This window comes from Streptomyces sp. NBC_00354 (assembly GCF_036106915.1).
GTDB lineage: Bacteria > Actinomycetota > Actinomycetes > Streptomycetales > Streptomycetaceae > Streptomyces.
On the sequence record NZ_CP107983.1, the window covers coordinates 1,382,892 to 1,398,387 of the forward strand.

Annotated in this window: 14 protein-coding genes and 1 pseudogene; 7 read left to right on the plus strand and 8 right to left on the minus strand. The window is 73.0% G+C overall.

Annotated elements, in window-relative coordinates; translation table 11 throughout:
* The first annotated feature begins 188 nt into the window (after nucleotides 1-188).
* Nucleotides 189-728 (plus strand): sigma-70 family RNA polymerase sigma factor, encoded by a 540-nt coding sequence (locus tag OHT74_RS06500; RefSeq protein ID WP_266661536.1) that lies wholly within the window; start codon nucleotides 189-191, stop codon nucleotides 726-728.
* 225 nt (nucleotides 729-953) lie between these two features.
* The gene (locus OHT74_RS06505) at nucleotides 954-1,418 is read left to right on the plus strand and encodes a hypothetical protein (protein ID WP_266672520.1); all 465 of its coding nucleotides are present in this window, start codon (nucleotides 954-956) and stop codon (nucleotides 1,416-1,418) included.
* Between the two features lie 55 nt (nucleotides 1,419-1,473).
* Here the strand turns inward: OHT74_RS06505 and OHT74_RS06510 are convergent, their stop codons facing one another.
* The 4 genes from OHT74_RS06510 to OHT74_RS06525 form a co-directional block, all read right to left on the minus strand.
* Nucleotides 1,474-1,887 carry a hypothetical protein gene (locus OHT74_RS06510; protein WP_328619663.1) on the minus strand — a complete coding sequence of 138 codons (414 nt, stop codon included), beginning with the start codon at nucleotides 1,885-1,887 and terminating at the stop codon, nucleotides 1,474-1,476.
* 26 nt (nucleotides 1,888-1,913) lie between these two features.
* The gene (locus OHT74_RS06515; RefSeq protein WP_266661540.1) at nucleotides 1,914-2,774 is read right to left on the minus strand and encodes an Fpg/Nei family DNA glycosylase; all 861 of its coding nucleotides are present in this window, start codon (nucleotides 2,772-2,774) and stop codon (nucleotides 1,914-1,916) included.
* Nucleotides 2,775-2,867: 93 nt separating this feature from the next.
* On the minus strand, nucleotides 2,868-4,967 hold the full coding sequence (locus OHT74_RS06520; protein ID WP_443047294.1) for a SpoIIE family protein phosphatase: 2,100 nt from the start codon (nucleotides 4,965-4,967) through the stop codon (nucleotides 2,868-2,870).
* Nucleotides 4,939-6,267 (minus strand): DUF6777 domain-containing protein, encoded by a 1,329-nt coding sequence (locus OHT74_RS06525; protein WP_328619664.1) that lies wholly within the window; start codon nucleotides 6,265-6,267, stop codon nucleotides 4,939-4,941. Before OHT74_RS06525 ends, OHT74_RS06520 begins: the two co-directional genes overlap by 29 nt.
* 183 nt (nucleotides 6,268-6,450) lie before the next feature.
* Here OHT74_RS06525 and OHT74_RS06530 point away from each other — a divergent pair, with 183 nt between their 5' ends.
* The 3 genes from OHT74_RS06530 to OHT74_RS06540 are packed head-to-tail and all read left to right on the plus strand — an operon-like array spanning nucleotide 6,451 to nucleotide 9,307.
* Nucleotides 6,451-7,317: a YndJ family protein gene (locus tag OHT74_RS06530; protein WP_328619665.1), complete on the plus strand. Its 867-nt coding sequence runs from the start codon at nucleotides 6,451-6,453 to the stop codon at nucleotides 7,315-7,317.
* Nucleotides 7,314-7,847, plus strand: a complete 534-nt coding sequence (locus OHT74_RS06535) for a DUF1990 family protein (protein ID WP_266661550.1) — start codon at nucleotides 7,314-7,316, stop codon at nucleotides 7,845-7,847. The genes OHT74_RS06530 and OHT74_RS06535 overlap by 4 nt, the downstream gene beginning before the upstream one ends.
* Nucleotides 7,848-7,867: 20 nt before the next feature.
* On the plus strand, nucleotides 7,868-9,307 hold the full coding sequence (locus OHT74_RS06540; protein WP_328619666.1) for a lipase maturation factor family protein: 1,440 nt from the start codon (nucleotides 7,868-7,870) through the stop codon (nucleotides 9,305-9,307).
* Here OHT74_RS06540 and OHT74_RS06545 read toward each other — a convergent pair.
* The gene (locus OHT74_RS06545) at nucleotides 9,293-10,276 is read right to left on the minus strand and encodes an NAD-dependent epimerase/dehydratase family protein (protein ID WP_328619667.1); all 984 of its coding nucleotides are present in this window, start codon (nucleotides 10,274-10,276) and stop codon (nucleotides 9,293-9,295) included. The genes OHT74_RS06540 and OHT74_RS06545 overlap by 15 nt on opposite strands.
* Before the next feature lie 183 nt (nucleotides 10,277-10,459).
* Nucleotides 10,460-10,636, minus strand: a complete 177-nt coding sequence (locus tag OHT74_RS06550) for a hypothetical protein (protein WP_266673436.1) — start codon at nucleotides 10,634-10,636, stop codon at nucleotides 10,460-10,462.
* A gap of 343 nt (nucleotides 10,637-10,979) precedes the next feature.
* On the opposite strand from OHT74_RS06550, the gene OHT74_RS06555 reads away from it, so the two are divergent.
* Nucleotides 10,980-11,507: an HD domain-containing protein gene (locus tag OHT74_RS06555; RefSeq protein WP_136225188.1), complete on the plus strand. Its 528-nt coding sequence runs from the start codon at nucleotides 10,980-10,982 to the stop codon at nucleotides 11,505-11,507.
* A 106-nt stretch (nucleotides 11,508-11,613) separates the two neighbouring features.
* On the opposite strand, the gene OHT74_RS06560 is transcribed toward OHT74_RS06555, so the two are convergent.
* Nucleotides 11,614-13,107 (minus strand): SDR family NAD(P)-dependent oxidoreductase, encoded by a 1,494-nt coding sequence (locus OHT74_RS06560; RefSeq protein ID WP_266661557.1) that lies wholly within the window; start codon nucleotides 13,105-13,107, stop codon nucleotides 11,614-11,616.
* A 246-nt stretch (nucleotides 13,108-13,353) separates the two neighbouring features.
* Here OHT74_RS06560 and OHT74_RS06565 point away from each other — a divergent pair.
* Nucleotides 13,354-14,088: pseudogene (locus OHT74_RS06565) on the plus strand (DMT family transporter); the annotation flags it as partial.
* A gap of 102 nt (nucleotides 14,089-14,190) precedes the next feature.
* Here the strand turns inward: OHT74_RS06565 and OHT74_RS06570 are convergent.
* Nucleotides 14,191-15,462 (minus strand): transglycosylase family protein, encoded by a 1,272-nt coding sequence (locus tag OHT74_RS06570; RefSeq protein ID WP_328619668.1) that lies wholly within the window; start codon nucleotides 15,460-15,462, stop codon nucleotides 14,191-14,193.
* Between the last annotated feature and the right edge of the window lie 34 nt (nucleotides 15,463-15,496).

Below are 15,496 nucleotides of genomic sequence, written 5' to 3' on the forward strand. Positions count from 1 at the left end.
TCCAGGGGCGCCCGGCCTCACCCGGGCGGCCGTTCACCGCGCCGTTCGACCGTTCACCGCCGGGCGCGGCCGCCCACCGGATGACCGGGGTGCTTGGGCGCAACGCCGGGACCGGACGGTTCCCGGGGCGCTCCGTGCAGGTGAGGGTGAGTCCGTCGGACCCGAACGGACCCAGGAAGGAGCCACTCGTGCCCCTCTCCCCCACCCTGCTGCGCACGGATCCCGAGGCGCTGGCCGAACTCCAGCGCGACCACGGGCGGGCCCTGTTCGGTTTCCTGCTCGGCCTCACGGCCGGCGACTCCCAGCGCGCCGAGGACCTCGTGCAGGAGACCCTGGTCCGGGCCTGGCAGCACCCGGAGGTGCTGGAGAGCGACCACGAGTCCATGCGGCCCTGGCTGTTCACCGTGGCGCGGCGCCTGGCGATCGACGCGCGGCGGGCGCGGCTCTCACGGCCGCAGGAGGTGGACCCGGAGGGGCTGGAGCAGGCACCCGCGCCCGAGGACGCGGTGGCCGGCTCGGTCACGGCGATCGATGTCCGGCGGGCCGTGGGCTCGCTCGGGCCGGAGCACCGCGAGGTGCTGATGCAGGTCTACTTCCAGGACCGCTCGGTGGCCGAGGCGGCCGCGGAACTCGGGATTCCGGCAGGAACGGTCAAATCCCGTACGTACTACGCACTGCGCGCCCTGAAGAAGGGCCTCCAGGGGTACGGGTACGACCTCGGCGCCTGAGCACCGGGGGGAACCACGCAGCGAACGAACCGAATGCACGCGGATCGGACACAAAGCACATCGAAATCGGCCTCAGAGCGTTCAAGTTGGGTAAACATCCCCCGTTCCGCGCGCCGCTCGGTGAAGGCTCATGACTGACGACGGGAAGCTCGACGCGCGGGAGAAGGTGGAACGGTGCAGCCCGAGGGTACGAACGGCACCAGTGACGGCGGGCTCGCGGTGCCCATGGCATGGCTCTATGCGGAGTACATCGCCGACGAACTGCTGCGCACGGGCCGGCTGATCCCGGTCAGTACCCTGGAGTTCCGCGCCGGGCGGGACACGCTCGCGCTGACGATCTACCTCTCCGACGCGGCCGGCGAGCTCTCCGGGATCCGGGTGGTCTCGCAGCTCGACGAATGGCTGTCGCTGACGGCGTACGGGCACCCCTGGCGGGACTGGGTACACACCCGGTTCCTCGCGCTGGGCGAGGAGGCGAGGGAACGCGGCACCGGTGAGGACCCGGACCTCGAACTGGCGCGGGCGGCCTGGCGCTGGCTGGACCGCACCGAACTGTTCGCCACCAACCTCGACCCGGGCCGGCACGGCCACGCCGACACCCCGCTGGGCCTGGACGAGAACGCGCGGGTGTGGACCCCGGCCTGGCAACTCGGGCTGCCGCTGGGCCACTTGGCGATGCACCTGTTCTGACGCGGGGCAGCCGATACAACGCGGGGCACCTGCTCCGAAGCGGGAACCTCCCGGCTCAGACGGGCCGGTGCGGGCCCGGCGCCTCGGCGGGATCCATCACCAGGCCGGTGAAATCGGCCTCGTTGCGCTCGGACCGGGTGACGTACCACCGGGCGATCAGCCACATCACCGGGTACACCACCAGGCCGAGCGCCACCCAGACCAGCGGCCCCGACGCGGAGCGCGGCAGCGCGAACAGCACCGGCAGCGTCCCGACGAGCAGCGCGAGGGCGCCCAGCGCGCCGAGCCCGGCCCGGAGCTGGCTGCGCATCAGGGCCCGTACGTAGGTGGCGCCCAGGGTGGTCTGCTCGGAGATCTCCGAACGGGCCGGGGTGTGCGCGGGCGGGCGGCAGCGGGCGCCCCGGGGCACGCCCGTGACGATCTCCCGCCGGGGCGGCGACGGCGGCTGCTGGTGCTGCTGCTCGGCCATGGGGCCGGAGTCTACGCAGGGGGAGGTCATTTGAGGAGACGGGACAGCCTCCGGTCGGCGAGCGGCTTGCCGCCGGTCTGGCAGGTGGGGCAGTACTGGAGCGAGGAGTCGGCGAACGACACCGAGCGGACGGTGTCCCCGCACACCGGGCACGGCTCCCCGTCCCGGCCGTGCACCCGCAGCCCGCTCTTCTTCTCGGCCTTGAGACTCCCGGCGGCCACACCGTGCGCGCGCTCGACGGCCTCGGCCAAGGTCCGCCGGACGGCCTCGTACAGGTGGGTGACCTGCTCCTCGTCGAAGGAGGCGGCCAGTTTGAAGGGTGAGACCTTCGCCGCGTGCAGGATCTCGTCACTGTAGGCGTTCCCGATCCCCGCGATGACGCCCTGATCGCGCAGCACGCCCTTGATCTGCCGCCGTTCCCCGGCGAGCAGCGCGGCGAACGCGTCCCGGTCGAAGCCCTCGGCGAGCGGATCGGGGCCGAGCCGGGCGATGCCGGGCACCTCCTGGGTGTCGCGGACGACGTACACCGCGAGGCGCTTCTGGGTGCCCGCCTCGGTGAGGTCGAAGCCGCCGCCGCCCTCGAGGACGACGCGCAGCGCGAGCGGCCCCTTGCCGGGGCGCGGCGGCCGCTCGGGCAGCGTGTCCTGCCAGCGGAGCCAGCCGGCCCGGGCCAGGTGGGTGACGAGGTGGAGTTCGCCGATCCGGATCGCGAGGAACTTGCCGTGCCGGGTGGTGGACCCGGCCGGCTGCCCTTCGAGGGCGGTGAGCGGCGGATCGTACGTCTTGAGCACGCTGACGGCGAGCGGGAGGACGCGCTCCACCACCCGCCCGGCGAGGTGCTCGTCGAGGAACTCCCTCAGGGCCTCGACCTCGGGCAGCTCGGGCATGCACCCAGCCTGCCGCGCGAGCCCCGTCCCGGCGACCCGAACCGGGAGGTGCGCACCGGGCCTGTGCCGCCGGGGCCCGGGCAGTGGTGGAGGTCAGGACATCGTGAACTCGCACCAGACGCATTTGCCGCTGCCCCGGGACTCCACGCCCCAGACGTCCGCGAGGCGGTCCACCAGCATCAGGCCACGGCCCGAGACGCCCGATTCGCCCGCCTCGCGGCGGCGCGGGAGCGCGCTGGAGCGGTCCTCGACTTCGACGCGGAGTCTGCGCTGCGTCCCCGGCAGGACCCGGAGGGTCACGATCGCCGGGCCGTCCGTGTGCATCAGGGCGTTCACGATGAGCTCGTCCGCGACGAGTTCGATCTCGTCGGACCGTTCCCGTGCGCCCCACGACCGGACCGCCGCGCCGATCATGTGGCGGGCTGCGACCAGCGCTTCCGGGTCTCCCGGGGCCACGTGCTGCTGGAGGCGGCCGCCGCCCTGCGGGGCCTCCTCCACCTGGCGGCGCAGCAGGAGCAGCGCCATGTCATCGTCGCCGCCCCGCTCGTCGATCACCCCGCACAGCCGGTCCGCCAGCCGTGGCAGGTCCGCCGGTCCGCTCCGGACCAGCGCGGTGAGCAGCTGGATCCCGTCGTCCAGGTCGGCGCCGGGATGCTCCACGAGGCCGTCCGTGCAGAGCAGGATGGTTTCCCCCGGGTCCAGTTCCACGGTGGTCACCGGGTACTCCAGGCGGCCGAACTCCGCCGACAGGCCCAGCGGCATCCCGCCCTCCACCGGCAGCCGCCGGCAGTCGCCGTCCCGGGTGCGCAGCAACGGGTCGATGTGCCCGGCCCGGACCAGCTGCAGCACGCCCGTGGTGAGGTCGGCCTCCACGTACGTGCAGGTCGCGAAGCGGTCGGTGTCGAGTTCGTGCAGGAACACCGAGGCCCGCGCCACGACGGTGCCCGGCGAGTGGCCTTCGGCGGCGTACGCGCGCAGCACGATCCGCAGTTGGCCCATGACCGCCGCGGCGTGCGTGTCGTGGCCCTGGACATCGCCGATGACCGCCCCGACCCGTCCTCCCGGCAGCGGGATCACGTCGTACCAGTCGCCGCCGATGTCCTGGCCCATCCGGGCGGAGCGGTACCGTACGGCGATCTCCGCACCCGGCACCGAGGGGATCCGGCGCGGGAGCATCGCCTGCTGGAGGCCTTCCGCCAGGTCGTGCTCCTGCTCCAGCAGCATCGCCCGCTGGAGGCTCTGCGCGATGCTGCTGCCCAGTGCGACCAGCAGATTCCGCTCGTCCTGGGTGAAGCCGTCCTTGTCCTGGTAGAGCAGTCCGATCGCGCCGATGGGGCGGGCCTGGGCGATCAGCGGCAGGTAGGCGGCCGCCGAGATCTCCATGGTGGAGATCCTCGACCAGAGATCGGGATAGCCCTCGGCGAACTCCTCCGCGGAGTCGAGGAAGCGCGGTTGCAGCGAGCGGACGACCTCGCTCATCGGGTACTGCTCGTCGATCCGGGTGTACCGGGTGCCGGGTACGAAACTGTCGGCGGGCCCCTCGGCCACGAGGTGGATGCGCCCGGCCTCGACCAGGCCCATCACCATGCCCATGGAGCCGAGCCGCTCCAGGCCGTGGGCGTCGCCGATGACGTCGATGACGTCCTGCACGGTCCGGGCGTGGGCGAGCGCGGCGGTGGTGCTCTCGACCACGGAGGTCTGCCGGCGCCGCGCCTCGTCGAGGCCGAGGCGTTCCGCCGAGTGGCTGAGCTCGTCGGTGGCGTCGCGGACGATGCCGATGATCCGGAACGGGCGGCCGTCGGGGCCGCGCATGACGCGGCCCTGGGTGTGCGTCCAGCGCAGCCGGCCGTCCTGGCAGCGGATCCGGAAGTAGGCGCCGTAGTTGTCCTCGGCGCTCTTGAGGGCGCTGGAGACGAGGGCGTCGAGCCGGACCGCCTCGGTGGGCGGGACGCGCGGGGCGAGGGATTCGGGCCGTCCGTCGTACTCCTCGGGCGTCATGTCGTAGACGTCGAGGGCCGCTGCGTCCATGTGCAGCAGACCGGTGTCCAGGTCCCAGTCGAAACTGCCCATGCGGTTCAGCTTGAGCGACCGGTCCGGGTGTGCGGGCCAGTCGTCCGGCAGCGATACGGTGGTCGGCACCGATCCACCATGACACACGGGCCGGTCAGGCGCTCCCCAACGAGCGGGCGGCATCCGCGTGCGGCTGCCGCAGATCCGGGGCGCCGAAGGGGTCGCGCGGGGCGAACGGGTCGTCGGCGTCGTACGGGGCGTTCGGCGGCTGCATCGGGCCGTCGGACTCCGGCGGGATCCCCGGGTCGGCCGGTACCTGCGGGCTCAGGCCGGAGGGGACGTCCGAGAGGGCGTCCGGGGGGACGTCGCCCGGCTGGTTCCCGGGCGCATCGGAGCGCGGACGCGCCGGCGGCTGCGCAGGCTGCTGCCGCTGCGGGGCCGGTTGCGTGCCCGCCTCCGGCCGGTCCGGCCTGGCCTGCTCGCCCTGCGGCACGCAGTCCGTGGCCTGGGGGGCGGGGACCCCGGTGGAACCGCCCGGCGGCTTCGGCGGGGCGGGCGGCGCGGGCGGCGCGGTCCGGGCCGGGTTGTTCGTACCCGCGTTCGCATCGTTGTCCGTCTCGGGCGGGGCGCACGGCTCGGCCGACGCGACCCCGGGCCCGGTCACAGGGCCTACGGGGATGCCGTTCGCCGGGTCGTACGCGGGTACCACCTGCGGGGTGCGGTCCTGGGCGCCGTCGTCGCCGGTCGTGCGCTCGAGCCAGGTGTTGTCGGCAATGTTGGCGATGACCAGGCTCTTGATCGCGTTCGGGGTCGGTTCGATGACGATGACCTGCTGGGGCTGGTAGCCGTTCCACCGGTCCCCCTTGAGCTCCGGGGAGCCCTTGGAGGCGCGCGGCGCGAGCAGCGGATTTCCGCAGCCGCACCGGACGCGCGGCATGCCGTGGTCGTCGACGAGGACGGCGGTGCCGGCCTGCAGGACGGACTGGAAGCCGGCGGCGCGGCCGTCGCGGAAGGCGTGGTTCGTGACCCGGGTGTCGGCGCGGAGCACGACCGGGGTGAGGCCGCGCAGGAACTCGGGGATCTTCGCGGTTTCGATGGCGGCGGCCTGGGCGAAGGCCTTGGCCTTGGCGTCGTCCTCGGTGAGGGTGCGCAGCTGCTGTTCCACGTCGCAGCTGCCCAGCCGCTGGGTGCCGCCGTACAGGCCGGGGGTGGCCGCATTGACGGTCCGGATGCCCTGGCCGGTCGGGTTGGGCAGCGGGGGCTGCGCGGGGGCGGACTCGCGGGTGGCGGAGGAGGTGGTGAAGGGGTCGGGCCCGGCCGTGGCCACGGGCTGGAGCAGGACCTCGTGACTCTCGGGTCCGGGCGCGCTCTTGGGCTCCTCGGAGCTGCCGCAGGCTGCGGCGAGCAGACCGAGGAGTGTGAAGAGGGCTGCGCGGGCCGGTGTATGACGACGCGGCGTCTGACGGGGTGTCCGTACGTGCACGTTGATTCTCCCTTTTCGCCCCGGTTGCTCCCTCCTGTCTGCCGCATCCGCGGGAGGGCCGCAACCGGAGCGCCGGAATGGAACCGGGGCCGCGTCTTGAACATGTTCAAGGAACCTCGTATGGTCACGACCGTGAGTTGAACGCGTTCAAAGCGTTCGGCCGCGTCCGGAGGGGAGTCCACGGTGACGGTACTGGTGCATCTGATCGTCACCCTGGGCATGCTCTACGTCGTCCCCGCGGGCCTCCGCCTGATCGACCCGGCCCGGCTGCGCGGGATCGCCCGGATCTGGCCCCTGCTCGCCGCCCCCGGGGCCCTGTGCCTCTGGCTGCCGCGCGGCGGCGCCGCAACGGCGCTGGCCGCACTGTACGCAGCGGCCACCCTGGCGCTCGCCGCCCGGGCCCCCGCCCGGCTGCTGCGGGCTCTGCGGATGCCGGCCGCCGGAACGCGGACGCCCGAGCCGGCCGAGATCGCCGTGTTCACCGCGCTGGTCTCGCCCTCGGTCGCCGGGACCGCCCTCGTCGCCGAACGCGCCGGGTACCGGCTGTTCGGCTTCGATCTGGACATCCTGGCGCTGACCGTGCCGCACTTCCACTTCGCCGGGTTCACGGCCGCTCTGGTCGCCGGGCTGGTGTGCCGGGCGGCCACGCCTGCGCACGGCACGGCGCTGTCGCGCTGGGCGGCGTACAGCGTCCCTGCCGGGACCCTGCTGGTCCTCCTCGGCTACTTCGTGGACGACTGGGCGGAGCTGGTGGGCGCGGTGGTGCTGACCGGCGGGATGTGGGCGGTGGCACTGCTGACCTGGCGGGAGATCCGGCCCGCCGCCGGGGACCGCACCACCGGGGCGCTGCTCGCGACCTCGGCCGCGGTCCTGGTGGCCACGATGCTGCTCGCCCTGTGGTGGGCGGCCGGCGAGGCGACCGGGATCACGCACCCCACCCTGACCTGGATGGCCGCCACCCACGGCCTCGGCAACGCACTCGGTTTCGCCCTGTGCTCGGTACTGGCCTGGCGCCGGCTGACCGTCGACCGAATGGAGATCACGCCATGACCCGCCTCATCAGCGCCGGCCGTGACACCGTCAACTACCCCGACCGGGGTGCGACGCGGCGGCGGCCGCTGCCCGCCGGATACCACCACCTGCACCATCGCACCCGGATCGGCCACGGGCAGGCCGTCTTCGAGACCGCCGGGACCGCCGTCACCACCTTCGGCGCCCACCGGGCCTCGGGCATGCTGGTCCGGGCCGGCCACGGCGCCGTCCGCCCGGGGAGCCGGGTGGTGGTCGGGATCGGCTTCGGGCCGCTGCGGATCGACGCCCCGTGCGAGGTGATCTGGACCGCCTACGAACCCCACCGGGTCGGTTTCGCGTACGGGACGCTCGCCGGCCACCCGGAGTGCGGGGAGGAGTCCTTCATGGTGCTCCGGGACCCGGACGGCACGGTGTGGTTCGAGGTGACCGCCTTCAGCCGCCCGGGCACCTGGTACACCCGGCTCGCCGGCCCGGTGATCCCCTTCCTCCAGCTCCGTTACGCCCGCCGGCTCGGCCGTACCGTGCGCAAGCTGGCCGCCGCGGCCTGATCCGCCCGATACTGGAGGGGATGGACTGGTTCACGGCGCCCGGTTACTGGCTGGGCCGGCTGATCTTCCAGCGGGCCCTCGCCGGCGTCTACCTCTTCGCCTTCGTCGCGGCCGCCCTGCAGTTCCGGGCACTGATCGGGGCGCACGGCATGCTGCCCGTACCGCGCTATGTGCGGTACGTGCCGTTCAAACGCGCCCCGAGCCTGTTCCAACTGCGCTACTCGGACCGGCTCTTCGCCTGCTGCGCCTGGGTGGGGGCCACGGTGGCCGCGGCCCTGGCCGTGGGGGTGGGGGACCTCGTTCCGCTGGGCGCGGCCATGGGGATGTGGGCGCTCCTGTGGCTGCTGTACCTGTCGATCGTGAACGTGGGGCAGACCTGGTACGCCTTCGGCTGGGAGTCGCTGCTGCTGGAGGTCGGCTTCCTCGCGGTCTTCCTCGGCAATGCGCGGGCCGGCCCGCCGGTGCTGGTGCTGTGGCTGCTGCGCTGGGTGGTCTTCCGGGTGGAATTCGGCGCGGGGCTGATCAAGATGCGCGGGGACTCGTGCTGGCGCAAGCTGACCTGCCTCTACCACCACCACGAGACGCAGCCGATGCCGGGGCCGCTGAGCTGGTTCTTCCACCATCTGCCGAAGCCGCTGCACCGGGTGGAGTGCGCGGCCAACCACGTGACGCAACTGGTGGTCCCGGTGCTGCTGTTCACTCCGCAGCCGGTGGCCTCGTACGCGGCCGGGATCATCGTGGCGACGCAGCTGTGGCTGGTGCTGTCGGGCAACTTCGCCTGGCTGAACTGGATCACCATCACGGCGGCCCTGCCGGCGGTCGACTTCACGGGGCTCGCCGGGCCGCCGCCCGCCGCCGCTTCGCGCCCGGCGCCGGTCTGGTTCGCGGTCCTGGTGTGCGCGGTGACCGTGCTGGTGCTGGTGCTGAGCCGGCATCCGGTACTGAACATGATCTCCCGGCGCCAGGTGATGAACCGCTCCTTCGACCCCCTCCACCTGGTCAACACGTACGGGGCCTTCGGCACGGTGGGCCGGATCCGGGACGAGGTGGTGGTCGAGGGCACCGCGGACCGGGTGCCGCGGGAGGACGGCGCGTGGCGGGAGTACGGGTTCAAGGGCAAACCGGGTGATCTGCGCCGGATGCCGCGCCAGTTCGCCCCGTACCATCTGCGGCTGGACTGGCTGATGTGGTTCGCGGCACTGTCCCCCGGCTATGCGCGGGACTGGTTCGGGCCGTTCGTGGAGCGGCTGCTGGCCGGCGACCGGGACACGCTGCGGCTGATCCGCCACAACCCCTTCCCGGACGCCCCGCCGGTGTACGTGCGGGCCAGGCTGTACCGCTACCGGTTCACCACCTGGCGGGAGCTGCGCGAGACGGGCACCTGGTGGCACCGCAGGCTGCTCCGTGAGTACCTCCCGCCGACCCGCCTCGCCGAAGCGTCCTGGTCAGAGCCCGAGTAGCGCCGCCTCGCGTTCGGGGTCGATGCCGGGGGCCGGGCGGTCGGAGCGTTGCGGTGCGGCGCCGCCGAGGAGGCGGAGCCAGGCCCAGGTGTCGGCCACGGTCTCCTCGACCGGGCGGCACTTCAGGCCCGCCGCCTGCGCCTTGCCGGCGTCGCCGCCGAACATGCAGTCGTGCATCTCGCCCTCGGGGAGCCAGATCGGCAGTTCGGTCCAGGGCTGTACGCCGGCCTCCTCGATCCGGGCCTGGTCGGTCCAGCGGAGCTCGGCGCCGCCGCCGGTCACGGCCGCGCAGGCTTCGAGGAGGCTGCCCATGGTGGCGTGCCCCGGCGGGGAGACCGCGTTGTACGGGCCGCCGAGCCCGGCCTCGGCGCCGTCCAGCGTCCAGGCGGCGAGGTCGCGTACGTCGATGTACTGGAGCGGGAGTTCCGCCCGGCCGGGGGCCAGGGTGGGGCCGCCGCGGGCGGTCCGGTTCAACCACCAGGGCAGCCGTCCGACGTTCTCGTACGGGCCGATGATCAGGCCGGCGCGCACCAGCAGGGCCCGGTCCCCGAAGGCGTCGACGGCGGCGATCTCACCGCCCCGCTTGTCCTCGGCGTAGGCGGTGCTGTCGGCGTCGGCCGAGCCGTCGACCAGCGGGCCGTCCTCCGACAGGCCCGCCGGGGCCGGGTACTTGTACACCGAGCGGCTGGAGATGTACGCGTACCCCGCGGCCCGGCCGCTCAGCAGCCGTGCGCTGTCGCGCACGGCGGTCGGGGCGCCGCCCCAGGTGTCGACGACGAGGTCCCACTCGCCCGCGGCCAGGGCGTCCAGCCCGCCGGGCGCGGTGCGGTCGCCGTGCAGGGCGGAGGTGCCGGGCGGGGGCGCGTGGTGCCCTCGGTGGAAGACGGTGACGTCCCAGCCCCGGGCCAGGGCGTCCTCGGTGATCGCGCGTCCGACGAATTCGGTACCGCCCAGCATCAGTAGCTTCATGCAGGCCAGCGTGCCGGGAGCGGAGGGCGGCCGGAAGTCTTGATCGCCCACAGCGATGACGCTCATGGCGTACGGGGAACGGGAACCACCCAAGCGTCCCGCACGGTCGGGGCGGTGGGCCGCGGGCTCAGCACCGCGCCCCCGTCGCCGGTCGGCTCGGGGGCGCTGCGTGACGTCGTGGGGTCAGTCGATGCCGGGCAGGATGTGGGACTCCGCCAGGTCGTCCTCGTAGCCCGCGAGCCGGATGGGGGCGGACCGGGCCCAGACTTCGAGGCTGCCGAGTTCGTCCGTGTGGGGGCGGACCCGCCCTGCCGGGCGCTCTCCCAGCGTTTCGTCGGACTTCGTCGTCGTGTCTGTCACCGCGCACTCCTTTGTGTCGCGTAACCCGGAGGGCGAGCCGCGCGCCGGGCACAAGGGATAAAGGGTTTCCGGACGCGGTGGCGCCTTGGTGGAGCGTGGCCTGGATGCGGCCGTCTTGTGCCACTCAGATTACACATATGAGCGCGTCCCTGCTCAATAGACTGGCAAAATCCACTCGACAGCTTGATTTCTCCGCGAGTTCAGGAAGTCGTACGCCGGTGTGCCCGTGACGGGTGGTCTGCTCGACCGGAGCAGCACGACTGGAGTACGGGCGGCGGAAGGGGCGGCGGTGGCGAGGTCCGGAGTGCCGGGGGTGCCGAGGGTCGACAGCATCGAGGAGCTGATGGAGCTGCTGCTCGCGTGCCGCGGGGCGTGGGACACGCCCGACCGCAGCGGAGACCCGGTCGATCTGCACGATCATGGGCTCCAGACTGCTGCACTGCTGCGCCGCTCGCATCCGTTCGACAAGGAGCTCCAGGTCGCCGGCCTCGTCCACGACCTGGGTCATCTGCTCTTCCCCGGGGACGACGCGGGCCACGCCGACCATGCGGCGGAGGCGATCCGTCCGCTGCTCGGGGAACGGGTGGCCCGGCTGGTACGGCTGCACGTGCCGGCCAAGCGCTATCTGGCGGCCGTGGAGCCCGGTCGGGCGCTGTCCCCGCAGAGCGCGCTGACGCTGCGCGCGCAGGGCGGCCTGATGGACGAGGCGGAGGTCCGCGCCTTCGCTGCGGACCCGGATGCAGAGGCGGCCGTGACGTTGCGCCAAGCGGATGACGCGGGCAAGGTCGTCGGGCTCGACGCGGGCGTGATGGAGGACTGGCGTCCGGTCCTGGAGCTGGTCGCGGCGGGGGCGTACGAGCGCACGCCGTGAAACGGCCGTGCCCCGGCCCCCTCGGGAGGGGCCGGGGCACGGTCGTACGGCAGGCGGTGGCGCGGGGCGGCGGGCCCCGGGGGCGGCGCGAGGCCGCCCGGGCCGGCTACCAGTTGGCCGGCGCGTAGTCCTTGAGGAAGACGCCGTACAGGTCCTCGCCGGCCTCGCCGCGGACGACGGGGTCGTAGACCCGGGCCGCACCGTCGACCAGGTCGAGGGGGGCGTGGAAGCCCTCCTCGGCCAGGCGGAGCTTGTCGAAGTGCGGGCGCTCGTCGGTGATCCAGCCGGTGTCGACCGAGGTCATGAGGATGCGGTCGCTCTCGAACATCTCCTGGCCGCTGGTCCGCGTGACCATGTTCATCGCGGCCTTGGCGGCATTGGTGTTCGGGTGCCCGGCGCCCTTGTAGCCGCGGCTGAACACGCCCTCCATCGCGGAGACGTTGACCACGTACGCACGACCGCTGGACGCCCGGCGGGCGGCCTCGGCCATCGCCGGCCGGAGCGCGCTGATCAGGATGAACGGCGACGTGTAGTTGCACAGCTGGGTCTCGAGCAGCTCCACCGGGGAGATCTGGTCGATGGTCTGCACCCAGGTGTTGGTGTCGACGACGTCGGGCAGCAGGCCGCCCGCGTCGATGGCGGTGCCGTCGAGGTGCCGTTCGATGCTGGCGTTGCCCGCGACCAGTGCGAGGTCGGCGACCTTCTGCGCATCGAGCCCGCTGACGCCGACGGGCAGCGCCGCCAGGCCGTCGACCGCACCGGAGTTGAACGCGCCGATGACGTGGTGGGCGGGGAGCTCGCCGGCCGGCAGCGGGGCGCTCTCCCCCTCGACCAGCGCGGCGTACGCGCTGGGCAGGCGGCGCACGGTCTGCGTCGCGTTGTTGATCAGGATGTCGAGCGGACCGGCCTCGGCGATCTGGTCGGCGAGCGCCACGGCCTGGCCCGGGTCGCGCAGGTCGAGTCCGACGACCTCCAGGCGGTGCATCCAGTCCGCCGAGTCGTCCATCGCCTTGAAGCGGCGGATGGCGTCCTTGGGGAAGCGGGTGGTGATCGTCGTGTGGGCTCCGTCGCGCAGCAGCCGCAGCGCGATGTACATGCCGATCTTGGCCCGGCCGCCGGTGAGCAGCGCGCGCTTGCCGGCGAGGTCGGCGCGGACCTCGCGCTTGGCACGGTTCTGGCCGGCGCACGGCTGGCAGAGCTGGTGGTAGAAGTAGTCGACCTCGACGTACCGCGTCTTGCAGATGTAGCAGGAGCGCGGGCGCTGGAGTATCCCGGCGATCCGGCCGGCCTCCGTGACCGAGGACGGCAGGATGCCCTCGGTCTCGTCGTCGATGCGCTCGGCGGAGCCGGTCGCGGTCGCCTCGGTGACGGCCTTGTCGTTGGCGGTCTTGGCGGCGCGGCGCTCCTGGCGGCGGCGCTGCTTGACCGTGCGGTAGAGACCCGCGGTGGCGCGGCGTACGGTGATGGCGTCGGGGTGGTCGACGTCGAGCTTGTCCAGCTCGTCGAGCACGCTGAGGCAGAGGGCCAGCCGGTCGGGGTCGATGCCCGGCCCGTAGCCGTGGTCGTCCCCGGTCACGTGGTTGTCTTCGGTCACCGTCATGGCCGCTGCCGTTCCTTGATCACTCGTCCGCAGACGTCTGCTGCGGAAGTCCCCAAAACCGCCACTGTACGGATCCGACGCGCCCGGAACCAAACCCGTTCTCCCCCGTCTCACGCACCGCGACAGGGCCGTTACCTTGGGCAGGGGCCGGCGGGCCTGTACTCCTTTCGGTGTATGCCCGAGGTATGACTGGTGACCACCTGTAGGGGGAGGAATAGGCAGCTCAGGTCGGGCATTGTGGAATTCATGAGTGCCCTAGCGCTGTCGGTCCTGCTCTGCCTGGTGTCCGCCGTCGCGTACGCGGGCGGCGCGATCGTCCAGGAACAGGTCGCGGCGAGCGCCTCCGACCGCCCGTACGCACTGCTGCGCCGGGCCGGCTGGTGGTTCGCAGTCGGGCTGAACTGCCTGGGCGCCCTGCTGCACGTGGTGGCCCTCGCGTACGGGCCGCTGAGCCTGGTGCAGCCGCTCGGCGCGCTGACCATCGTCTTCGCGCTGCCGATGGCGGCGGTCCTCGTACACCGCCGGGCGGGCGCGGCGGCTTGGCGCGGCGCGCTGCTGGCCACGGTGGGGCTGGCCGGGCTGCTGGCACTGACGGGCGGGGACGGCGATACGGACCAGCCGCTGGCGGGCGGGGAGCGGAGCCTGCTGCTGATCGTCACCGGGGCCGGGGTGGCCGGGCTCTTCATGGCGGCACACCGGATGCACCGGCCGGTGCTGCGCAGCGTGCTGCTGGCCGCCGCTGCGGGTACGGCCTTCGGCATGGCCTCCGTGTTCACCAAGTCGGTGGCCGAGGACTTCACCCCGGGCACGCTCGGCTCCCTCTGGCCCGATCTGGCGGCGATCACCGTCCTGGCCTCCGGCGGGCTGTTCCTCTCCCAGGCGGCCTACCGGGGCGCGGGGCTGACCGCGCCGCTGGCCACGGTGACCGTGGTGAACCCGGTGGTCGCGGCGGCGGTCGGCATCTCCGTGTTCGACGAGGGCTTCCGGTACGGGGCGGCGGGCACGGCGGCGGCACTGGCGAGCGCCGTGGTGGCGGCGGCCGGCCTGATCCTGCTCACGGTCGTGCCGCCGCACGTACGGGGGTCAGATGCTGACGCCGCGGCCGCGGAGGTACTTCAGCGGGTCGATGTCGGAGCCGTAGCCGGGGGACGTGCGCATCTCGAAGTGGAGGTGCGGTCCGCTGGTGTTGCCGGTGGAGCCGGAGCGGCCGATCCGCTGGCCGCCCGAGACCTGCTGCCCGGCCTTGATCCCGAGCGCCGACAGGTGCGCGTACTGGGAGTACCGGCCGTCGGCGTGCCGGATGACGACCTGGTAGCCGTACGCACCGGCCCAGCCGGCGGAGACGACCTCGCCGGGGCCGACGGCCTTGACGGAGGTCCCGGTGGCCACCGGGAAGTCGACGCCCGTGTGGTAGCCGCTGGACCAGGAGGAACCCGCGACGTGGTACGAGGTGCCGATCGCGGCGTCCACGGGGGCGACGAAGCCGCCCGAGGCGGGCTTCTGCTGCACTGAGGCGGGTGCGGGGGCGGGCTTCTCGGCGGGCTTGGCGGCCGGCTTCTCCGCCGGTTTTTCGGCAGGCTTCTCCGCCGGCTTCTGCGCGTTCGGCTCCACGGGCTTGACCGGCTCGGCCGTCCGCGGCGGCTTCTCGGGGTTCTGCGCGGGCGGCGCCGTCGGCGGGGCCGGTGCGGCGGTGATGCGCAGGGTGAGCCGCTGGCCGGGGAAGATCAGGTTCGGGTTGCCGCCCACGGTGGCCCGGTTGGTCTCGTACAGCGCCTGCCAGCCGCCCTCGACGTGCTGGCTCGTGGCGATCGCCGAGAGGGAGTCGCCGGGCGCGACGACGTACGGGTTCGGCAGGACAGAAGTCCTGGTCGGGCGGGGCGTGGTGGTCTGCGGGGCGGCGGGCTTCGCCTCCTGGACCTGGACCTTCACGCCCTGGCCCTGGCCTTGGCCCTGCGGGGAGACGGCGGGTGCCGGGCCGCTGCGCGAGAGCCCGGCCTGCTTCCCGCAGACCGGCCAGGCCTGCGGGCCCTGCCCCTTGAGGACCTTCTCGGCGACCGCGATCTGCTGGTCCTTGGTGGCCTGGTCGGCGCGGGCGGCGTACGCGGTGCCGCCGAAGGCGCGCCACGTGCTCTGGCTGAACTGGAGTCCGCCGTAGTAGCCGTTGCCGGTGTTGATGTGCCAGTTGTTGGTGGACTCGCAGTCGGCGACCTTGTTCCAGGCGTCCACCGAGGCGGCGTGGGCGGTTCCGGCACCGATCAGAGGGAGTGCGAGCCCGGCGCCACCGGCGGTGACGGCGAGCGAGGCGCGGTTGATGCTGCTCGGCTGGTACCGGCGGTGCCGACCCCGTACACCCATGGGAGCCCCCATTGAAGACATCAGGAACCGCAAA